The sequence below is a fragment of the Paraburkholderia sp. genome, from assembly GCF_034668105.1.
Classification (GTDB): Bacteria; Pseudomonadota; Gammaproteobacteria; order Burkholderiales; family Burkholderiaceae; genus Paraburkholderia.
The window spans coordinates 1-9,111 of the sequence record NZ_JAXDPY010000649.1 but is presented as its reverse complement, the minus strand read 5'-3'; the positions used below and the strand labels follow the sequence as shown (position 1 = coordinate 9,111).

At 64.4% G+C, this 9,111-nt stretch carries 8 protein-coding genes and 1 pseudogene; 4 read left to right on the top strand and 5 right to left on the bottom strand.

The features are described 5' to 3' along the window. From QOC89_RS28700 to QOC89_RS28685, 4 genes and pseudogenes are all read left to right on the top strand, one after another. Positions 1 to 504: pseudogene (locus QOC89_RS28700) on the top strand (arginyltransferase); the annotation flags it as partial. Positions 505 to 696: 192 nt separating this feature from the next. Continuing rightward, complete coding sequence (locus QOC89_RS28695; protein ID WP_416340494.1) at positions 697 to 1,674, top strand: quinone-dependent dihydroorotate dehydrogenase; 978 nt, start codon at positions 697 to 699, stop codon at positions 1,672 to 1,674. Between the two features lie 121 nt (positions 1,675 to 1,795). Further along, positions 1,796 to 2,590: a cystine ABC transporter substrate-binding protein gene (locus QOC89_RS28690; RefSeq protein ID WP_323048128.1), complete on the top strand. Its 795-nt coding sequence runs from the start codon at positions 1,796 to 1,798 to the stop codon at positions 2,588 to 2,590. A gap of 184 nt (positions 2,591 to 2,774) precedes the next feature. Then, positions 2,775 to 3,434 carry an amino acid ABC transporter permease gene (locus QOC89_RS28685; RefSeq protein ID WP_323048127.1) on the top strand — a complete coding sequence of 220 codons (660 nt, stop codon included), beginning with the start codon at positions 2,775 to 2,777 and terminating at the stop codon, positions 3,432 to 3,434. Positions 3,435 to 3,559: 125 nt separating this feature from the next. Here the strand turns inward: QOC89_RS28685 and lepB are convergent, their stop codons facing one another. The 5 genes from lepB to QOC89_RS28660 form a co-directional block, all read right to left on the bottom strand. Continuing rightward, entirely contained in the window at positions 3,560 to 4,258 is a 699-nt protein-coding gene (lepB, locus tag QOC89_RS28680; RefSeq protein ID WP_323048126.1) for a signal peptidase I, read from the bottom strand. 105 nt (positions 4,259 to 4,363) lie between these two features. Further along, the gene (locus QOC89_RS28675; RefSeq protein ID WP_323048125.1) at positions 4,364 to 5,374 is read right to left on the bottom strand and encodes a Gfo/Idh/MocA family oxidoreductase; all 1,011 of its coding nucleotides are present in this window, start codon (positions 5,372 to 5,374) and stop codon (positions 4,364 to 4,366) included. 196 nt (positions 5,375 to 5,570) lie between these two features. After that, a complete protein-coding gene (locus tag QOC89_RS28670; RefSeq protein ID WP_323048124.1) occupies positions 5,571 to 6,284 on the bottom strand; it encodes a FadR/GntR family transcriptional regulator in 714 nt (237 codons plus the stop codon). 411 nt (positions 6,285 to 6,695) lie between these two features. Then, complete coding sequence (locus QOC89_RS28665) at positions 6,696 to 7,361, bottom strand: flavin reductase family protein (protein ID WP_323048123.1); 666 nt, start codon at positions 7,359 to 7,361, stop codon at positions 6,696 to 6,698. Continuing rightward, positions 7,336 to 8,940 (bottom strand): mannose-1-phosphate guanylyltransferase/mannose-6-phosphate isomerase, encoded by a 1,605-nt coding sequence (locus tag QOC89_RS28660; RefSeq protein WP_323048122.1) that lies wholly within the window; start codon positions 8,938 to 8,940, stop codon positions 7,336 to 7,338. Before QOC89_RS28660 ends, QOC89_RS28665 begins: the two co-directional genes overlap by 26 nt. Positions 8,941 to 9,111 lie beyond the last annotated feature (171 nt).

The following is a 9,111-nucleotide window of genomic DNA, read 5'->3' as shown; positions in this document are numbered from 1 at the left end:
CCACTGCACTATGACGAAGAGCATTACGCGCTCTATATGCGCTATCAGTCGGCGCGGCATGCGGGCGGCGGCATGGATCGCGACAGCCGCGACCAGTATGAACAGTTCCTGTTGCAGAGCCGGATCAACTCGCGGCTGGTCGAATTCCGCGAGCCGTTGCCGGACCATCCGGAAGCGCCCGGCATTCTGCGCATGATCAGCATGATCGACATCCTCGGTGACGGGCTCTCGTCGGTGTATACGTTCTTCGAACCGGGTCTGCCGCATACCAGCTTCGGCACCTACAACATCTACTGGCAGATCGAGCAGGCGAAGAGTCTCAAGCTGCCCTTCGTGTACCTCGGCTACTGGATTCGCGAAAGTCCGAAGATGGCGTACAAGGCGAATTTCCGGCCACTCGAAGGCTTGATCGACGGTGCATGGCAGGTGCTCGATCCTGCCAGCATCGATCTGCCGCCGGTCGATCTGGCGATTCAAGGCAAACGCGGGCCGCTACGGCCGTAATGTCCGCTGGCTTCACGGCCCGGCCAGCACGGTATGACCCACGCACGCCGGCACCGGCGCCGCCGCGTCCCTTTCAGTTAGTCTCATTAAAGCTTCAAAGCCGGTAAAATGGCGGGTTCCCATTTTCCGGCCGCCCGGCTTCGTCCTGTGTTCAGCTCCCTCTACCCGCTCGTACGCGCCCAACTCTTTCGCATGGATGCGGAAGACGCTCATCACCTGACTCTGCGCATACTCGGCGCCGCCGGCCGCACCGGCCTCGCCAGCGCGCTCGGGCCGCGCGTGCCGGATGCGCCCCGTACCGCGATGGGGCTGACGTTCCGCAATCCGGTCGGGCTCGCCGCGGGCCTCGACAAGGACGGCGCCGCGATCGACGGTCTGGCCGCACTCGGCTTCGGCTTCATCGAAGTAGGCACGGTCACGCCGCGCGCGCAGCCGGGTAATCCGCGCCCGCGCATGTTCCGCCTGCCGCAGGCGAATGCCGTGATCAACCGGATGGGCTTCAACAACGCGGGTGTCGACCAGTTCGTCAAGAACGTGCAGGCCGCGCGCTATCGCGGCATTCTCGGGCTGAACATCGGCAAGAACGCCGACACACCGATCGAACGCGCCGCCGAAGACTATCTGTACTGCCTCGAGCGCGTGTACCCGTTCGCGAGCTACGTGACGATCAACATCTCGTCGCCGAATACGAAGAATCTGCGCCAGTTGCAAGGCGCGGGCGAACTCGACGCGCTGCTCGCCGCGCTGAAGGACAAGCAGCAGCGTCTGGCCGACATGCACGGCAAGCTGGTGCCGCTCGCGCTGAAGATCGCGCCGGATCTCGACGACGAACAGATCAAATCGATCGCCGACACGCTGCTGCGCCACCAGTTCGAAGGCGTGATCGCCACCAACACCACGCTGTCGCGCACCGCCGTCACCGGCATGCAGTATGGCGACGAGGCCGGCGGCCTGTCGGGCAAGCCGGTGTTCGACGCGTCGAACGAAGTGATCCGCAAATTGCGCGCGGAAGTCGGCGAGACTGTGCCGATCATCGGCGTGGGTGGGATTTTCTCGGGCGAGGACGCGCGCGCCAAGCTCGCGGCGGGCGCTTCGCTGGTGCAGCTCTATACCGGCTTCATCTATCGCGGACCGGCGCTGGTGGCCGAATGCGCGCAGGCGCTGCGCTGAGGCTCGATTCGCCCAACCCACCCCCGTAATATAGACATAATCAAACGGTATTTACGTTTCGATAGTCTGCTTTGTTATGCTTTCGTCCGTTAAAACGCCAGACGAACAAAAAAGGAACAGGATGAAATTTGGCTTGCTGAAGAAGATGCTCGTCGCCGGCCTGATCGGCGCGTCGTTCACTGCTGTCACCGCCCACGCTAGCGACCTGCTCGACCAGGTCAAACAACGCGGCACGCTGCGCATCGGCCTCGAAGGCACCTTCCCGCCGTTCAACTCGAAAGCGCCGTCGGGCGAACTGGTGGGCTACGACGTCGACATCGCCAGGGCCGTCGCGACAAAACTCGGCGTCAAGCCGGAATTCGTCACGACCGAGTGGAGCGGCATCATCGCCGGTCTGCAGGCGGGCAAGTTCGACGTGATCGTCAACCAGGTCGGCATCACAGACGCACGCAAGCAGGTGCTCGACTTCTCGCCGGCGTACACGTACTCGGCCGCGCAGTTGATCCAGCGTAACGACGACACGCGCCAGTTCAAGTCGCTCGACGATCTGAAGGGCAAGAAGCTCGGCGTCGGTCTGGGCACGAACTACATGGACATGGCCAGGTCGGTACCGGGCATCGACGTGAAGACGTATCCGGGCGCGCCGGAATATCTGCGCGATCTGGCCGCCGGCCGTCTGGACGCGGCGCTGAACGACCGCCTGATGCTCGCCTATCTGATGAAGAACTCGCAACTGCCGCTGCGCAATGGCGCAACGGTCGGCGCGGGCAACCCGTCGGGCATTCCGTTCAAGAAGGGCAATCCGAAGTTCGCCAAGGCGATCGACGACGCGATGACCCAACTCGAAGCGGACGGCACGTTCTCGAAGATCTCGGACAAATGGTTCGGCATCGACGTCAGCAAGCCGATCAGGTAACGCCCACTGGATGAAACGAAGGGCGGCATCTTCAACGATGCCGCCCTTCGCTTTTACACCGCGGCTTTCCATGGCGCTTCAGGTTGCGCGCCGAGTTGCGGTCCATATCTCGCTTCGGCCTGCGCCTGAATGCCCGCCGAAATCTATGATGCGCGCTTCGCCGCGCCAACCCTGGCCACCGCTCATGTCCACCACTTCCCTGCTCGTCCAATCGCTTCCCGTGCTTGCACAGGGTGCCGTCCTGACGGTCAAGTTCGCGGTCCTGTCGATGATTTTCGGCCTGATTGCCGGCGCCGTGCTCGCGGTGATGGGGATCAGCCACAACCGCGTGCTGAAGTGGATCGCTCGGGTCTATGTCAGCGTGTTGCGCGGCACACCGCTGCTGGTGCAGATCTTCGTGATCTATTACGGCTTGCCGAGTCTCGGCATTTCGCTCGACCCCACGCCGGCCGGCGTGATCGCGTTGTCGGCGAATGTGGCGGCGTATCTGTCGGAAAGCATGCGCGGCGCGATTCTCGGCATTCACAACGGCCAGTGGCTGGCGGCATACAGCCTCGGACTCTCGCGGCGCCAGACGCTGCGCTACGTGATCGCGCCGCAGGCCTTGCGCATCGCCGTGCCGAGTCTGTCGAATAGCTTGATCAGCCTGATCAAGGATACCTCGCTGGTATCGGTGATTACCGTGACCGAACTGCTGCGCAGCGCGCAGGAGATCATCGCGTCGACCTATCAGCCGCTGCCGTTGTACCTCGCGGCAGCCGCGGTTTACTGGGTGCTGTGCCAGATGCTCGAGTGGGTGCAGCACTGGTATGAAAAGCGCCTCGCGCTGCCGGCGCGTCACTGAATGTGGCGCTGAATGTGGCGCTTAGTGCAGCACTTGGTGCGCCTCTGAATACGCCACTAAGCGCATCACCAAGCGCACCACCAAGCGCACCACTGAGCGCGCCGCTGCCCCACCCTTCGCGCCGTCTAACGGCTGGCGGCGAGCGACGCCGCATCCAGCGGCGCGCCGAAGCGCTCGAAGCGCGGTTTGTAGTAGTGGTCCGGGTCGAGCGAATACGCGACGTGACGCGTGCGGCCCATCAATTCCTTGCGCGGAAAGAAGCCGAAGTAACGCGAGTCGGCGCTATCGTCGCGGTTGTCGCCGAGCATCAGATACTCGCCTTGCGGCACGACCACCGGTCCGAACGAATTGCGCGGACTCGGCGCCTCGGGCGCGAGGCGCACCGTATGCACGACGCCGTCGAAACGCTCGGTCAGATAGTCGCCAGGCGACGCAGCATCGCCCGGCAGCGGCTTGACGTGCAGCGGCTGATAATCCGCGCGCGCGCCGTTCACGTACAGCACGTTCTCGCGCATGGCGACACTGTCGCCGGGCAAGCCGATCAGACGCTTGACGATCAACTCATGCGCCGCCGAAGAATCGATCGTGACGATATCGCCGCGCCGCGGATCGTGCAGATGCGCGATCGTGATGTGGGTAAGCGGCACGCGCAGATCGTAGGCCATTTTGTCCACGAAGATCCGGTCGCCCTCGCGGATCGTCGGCAGCATCGAGCCGCTTGGCACGACGTTCCAGTCGGCCACGGCGCTGCGGAACAGCACCATCAGGAACAGAAAGGCGACAAGGCTCTTGTTGTCGTGCCACAATTTTCCAAGCATGCGCATCGCAGGCGGCTCCAATGGAAGGGAAATCAAAAGCTGTGGGTACGCGGCCCTTTTTGTTCGAGTCCGCGCGCCCGCGCAAATCCTACCACCGCCGCTCCGGAACCCTCACTCCCCCGCGAACTTGAGCCCCAAGGCGGCGCGCGCGGCATCGGCCATTTCGATCATCTGCAGCGACGTGTCATGGGGCATCAGCGGGCTCTCGATCCGCCCTGCCCGAATCAGCTCGCAAAAATGCGCGGTCTCGTAGTTCAGACCGCCGCCTTCGAACGGCTCGTCGAGTTCGACCACATGACCGTCGGCGTAACGGATCGTCGCGCGTGCCGGATTCCACCAGGGTTCATGAATCGTGACATGACCGCCCTTGGCCATCAGCAACGCGTCGCCCTTGCCATGCAGATCGAGCCCGCAAAACAGCTGGGCGATGCCGCGCTCATGCTGGCTGTTCAGGCTCGCGAACGTATCCACGCCGGTCGAGCCCAGCCGCCCGAGCGTCTGCACCTCACGCGGCGCACCGAGCCAGTCGACCGCGAGAAACATCTCATAGACGCCGATATCGAGCAGCGCACCGCCCGCATGCTCGAACGACAGCGACGGATGATCGTCCGGCACGCCCGGCACCGAACAGCCGGCGCGCACGAGACCGACCTCGCCGATCGGCTCGGCATCCAGATGCGCGCGCAACTTTCTGTAGAGCGGATAGAACGGCGGCTTCATGGCTTCCATGAAAAGCCGTTGTGCGGCGCGCGCGGCCTCGAGCACACGCTCGAGTTGCGGCTTGTTGATGGTGGCGGGTTTTTCGCACAGCACGTGCAGACCGGCTTGCAGCGCGGCGATCGCGTAATCGGCGTGACTGTCCTGGACGGTGGCGATATAAAGCGCGTCGATGCCGCTCGCGAGCAGCGCGTCGAAACTCGCGCACACCTCACCGCCGAATTCCCCGGCAAAAGCCATGGCCGGTTCGGCACGGCGTGACCACAGCGCGGTGAGTTGCGCGTGCGGAACATGGTTGAGTCCAAGCGCGAAGCGACGGGCAATGCGGCCCGTCCCGACGATCCCCCAGCGAATCACCTCGCCCGAGGAGGTTTCCTGCCTTGCTTCTTGCATTGCGATGGTCATCGTTCCTTCGAGTCCGTGCAGTTCAGAACAGGCGCTATTGTGAAGCAAGCCGCGCGTGCATGCGATGCCGTAGCGCCGCGCCGTTCATCATGCAAGTTCCCTGCTGGAAGACAACCTGGGTCGCCGCCCTGAAAGGCCCGACTCAAGGCCCCTCGCGGCCACACACGGTCACACCGGGCCACACTCAGGCCGCGGCTCAGCCGCGCGGCGGCGGTGTAATGTCGCCGCCTATCTCTTCCGCGCTGTAGTCGATCATCGCCAGTGAGGCGATTTCCGCTTCCTTCGGATCGCGCCGTTCGATCGCTTCGACCACGCGCAGATGGGTGCCCACCGCCTGCTCCCATGCGCCTTCCTTCTGACCGAGGATTGGATTGACGCTCGACAGCGCGCCGCGAATGATCGCCGCCATCTGTTTGAAGAACTGATTGCCGCTCGCCGCCACGATGCGCGCATGGAACAGTTCGTCGGCCTCCTGATAGCCGGGCTCGCCCGGGCGGATTGCGCGGAACGCGTCGAACGCCTCGCGAATCGCCGCGACGTCGGCGGCACTGCCGCGCGCCGCTGCCTGCGCCGAGGCGCGCGGTTCGATCAGGAGGCGAAACTCGATCACGTCGCGTAGAAACAGCGGATCGGGTTTCGCGCGAAAACGCCAGTTCACGACGTCCTCGTCGATCATGCGCCAATCGCTCATCGGCCGGATGCGCGTGCCGATCTTCGGCCGCACGTCCAGCATGTCGCGCGCGAGCAGCATCGACAGCGCCTCGCGCATGACGGTGCGGCTGACGTCGAACTCCTTCGACAGCACATCCTGCGGTGGCAGTATGGCGCCGTATTTCTCTTCTACGATGCCGGTCACAAGTCCATCCATGACTTTGCTGACCAGCGAGCGATCCTTGTTTGCCTGTTCCATGACACTCTCCCCGAAGCGGTGTTTGCCCCCGCGTAGCCTGTTGATCAAGCGGCCCTCGTGTGTCGTAGTATCGAGGTGTAGTCTTCTTTTACGATACGTTGCTAGCTTCAAAACAGATGCGCCAGTTGGGAAACCTCCTGAGAGGGTTATCCCTCTGAAGAATTGTTTCGTCCGTGTAACGCCGCATGATTTGACGGGCCATAAGCTTGCGTCTCAAGCGTGCCTGCGTTCCGGAATTTGCATAGTGCGAAGACGCACGTAATGAGCCGAATTGTCTGATGCACGCGCGCCTCGCGGCTTGAGTCCGGCGCGAAAAGACTAGCGCGACGACGCCATGCGTCCGGCGTCGAGCCGCGCTCGCGATTGAATGACTGGGCACTGCGCGGGCGATTGAAAAGACAGCCGGCGCACTCACTGGGACCCGCACACCGACGCATAACGGCCGCCAAAAAAGATCAAGGGCGCATGTTCGTCGAGCGAGAACACCAGCACTTCGCCGACAAACAGCGTGTGATCGCCGCACGGATGCCGGTCCACCACGCGGGCCGCGAAACGGGCCGCGGCGTGTTCGAGCAGCACCACGTCCGGCAGGCCGTCCACCGGCGCGAAGCGCGGCGCGAGCCGGCTCTGCGGCTCGCCGGCAAAGTGGCGGCTATGCGGTTCCTGGGCGTCGGACAACACGCTCACGCCGAACAGCGCGCTATTCATCAGACGCTCGTGCATGCGCGCGCGGTGCCCGACCGACACGACGATCAGCGGCGGCTTGAGCGATCCGGACATGAAGGCATTGGCGGTCATCGCGTGCATCGCCTCGCCGCTGCCGGTCGAAATCACCACCACGCCGGTGGCGAAACGACCGAGCGCATGGCGGAAACGGCGCTCGTCGAAACTCGATACGTTCAAGGCCGCCGGGTTGGAGCTGGCCGCATCTGCGCCGCTTGCAACCGGGCACGCCGCGCCGGAACCGGCCGCGCCGCCCATGCCACCCACGCTACCCATGCCACCCGGCACCGGCTCCTGCAACGCCGTGGCCCCCACCATCTGCCGCCTGTCAGCGTGAAGTACCCGCGCCTGCATGATCGCTCTCCTGATCTCGTCCGTATTGATCGTCGAAGCGCACGATGTCGTCCTCGCCGAGATAGCTGCCCGATTGCACCTCGATCATTTCAAGCGGCGTCTTGCCCGGATTTTCGAGCCGGTGCGTGACGCCGAGCGGAATGTAGGTCGACTGGTTTTCCGAGAGCAGGAAGCATTCTTCGCCGCGCGTGACACGCGCGGTGCCGCGCACCACGATCCAGTGTTCCGCCCGATGATGATGCATCTGCAACGACAGACGCCCACCCGGTTTGACGACGATGCGCTTCACCTGGAAGCGCTCGCCCCGTTCGAGCGAATCGTAAAAGCCCCAGGGCCGGCCGACCTTGCGATGCTCCTGCGCCTCCGTGCCGTGCTCCAGCTTCAGCCGGCTGACGATCGCCTTGACGTCCTGCACGCGATCTTTCGCGGCGACCAGCACCGCGTCGGCGGTCTCGACCACCACCACGCCGCTCACGCCGACACACGCGACGAGCCGGCCCTCGGAATGCGCAAAGCTGTCGTTCGAATCCTCGAACATCACGCGGCCACGCGCGACGTTGCCGCAGGCGTCCTTATCGGATGCCTCCCATACCGAATCCCAGGCGCCCACGTCGGACCAGCCCGCGACCAGCGGCACCGCGACGCCGACGAGACGCGCGTCGGTGGCAAGCCGCTCCATCACCGCGTAATCGATCGAATCGGAAGGACACGCGGCGAACGCCTCGCGCGCGAGATGGAGCGCGCCGCCGCTATCCAGCGTGGCATGCTCGAAAGCCTCCGCGCAGGCCGCCGCGATCAGAGGCCGGCATAACGCAATGGCCGCGAGCCAGACCGATGCACGCACCACGAACATGCCGCTGTTCCACCAGTACTCACCCGAGCTGGCATAGCGTTCGGCGAGCTCCGCGTCGGGTTTCTCGACGAAGCCTTCGATCGCGCGTGCCCCGTGCGCGCCAAGCGCCAGTCCCGTGCGGATATAGCCATAGCCGGTTTCCGCGCGCTGCGGCGGCACGCCGAGCGTCACGATCGCACCGCGCGCGGCGTGAGAAACCGCTTCGGCGAGCGCCGCGCCGAAAGCGGCAGGATCGTCGATCAGATGATCCGCGGGCAACGCGACGATGACCGGATCGTCGCCGGCAGCGGCTGCCGCGCGCGCGGCCAACGCCGCCACGGTCAGCGCTGGCGCGGTATTGCGAGGCACCGGTTCGAGCACCAAGCGCGTGGGCCGGCCGCACTGTTCGAGACGTTCGAGCGTTTGCAGCCGCAGATCCTCGCAACACACCACCAGCGGCGTGGCCGTAGCCGTAGCCGTAGCCGCGCCGGCCGGCCGCCCTGACGCCGTTGCGCCATACCCCGTCGCAGCCAATGCAAGATCGAGCCGGCGCAAGGTCGCTTCGAGCAGCGACTCGTCGCCCATCAGGCCGATCAGTTGTTTGGGATTGCGTTCGCGCGACAACGGCCATAGCCGCGTGCCGGAGCCGCCCGCGAGAATCACCGGCTGGACGGACACACGCGTGGCCGTTTCGGTGACGCCTGCGGTCGACACGCACGGATTGCCTGGTTCGACGATACGATTCATTGTGCGACCCCCGTAAGTGTTCAATCTGGTCTGTTGTGCATTCTTTATGTGGTGCGTGTGGTGCGTGTGGTGCGTGTGGTGCGTGTGGTGTGTGTGGTGTGTGATGCGTGTGATGCGTGTGGTGCGCCGCGTTGCCTCCTGGCGGCGCTCAGTCGAAACAGCACGCGGCAA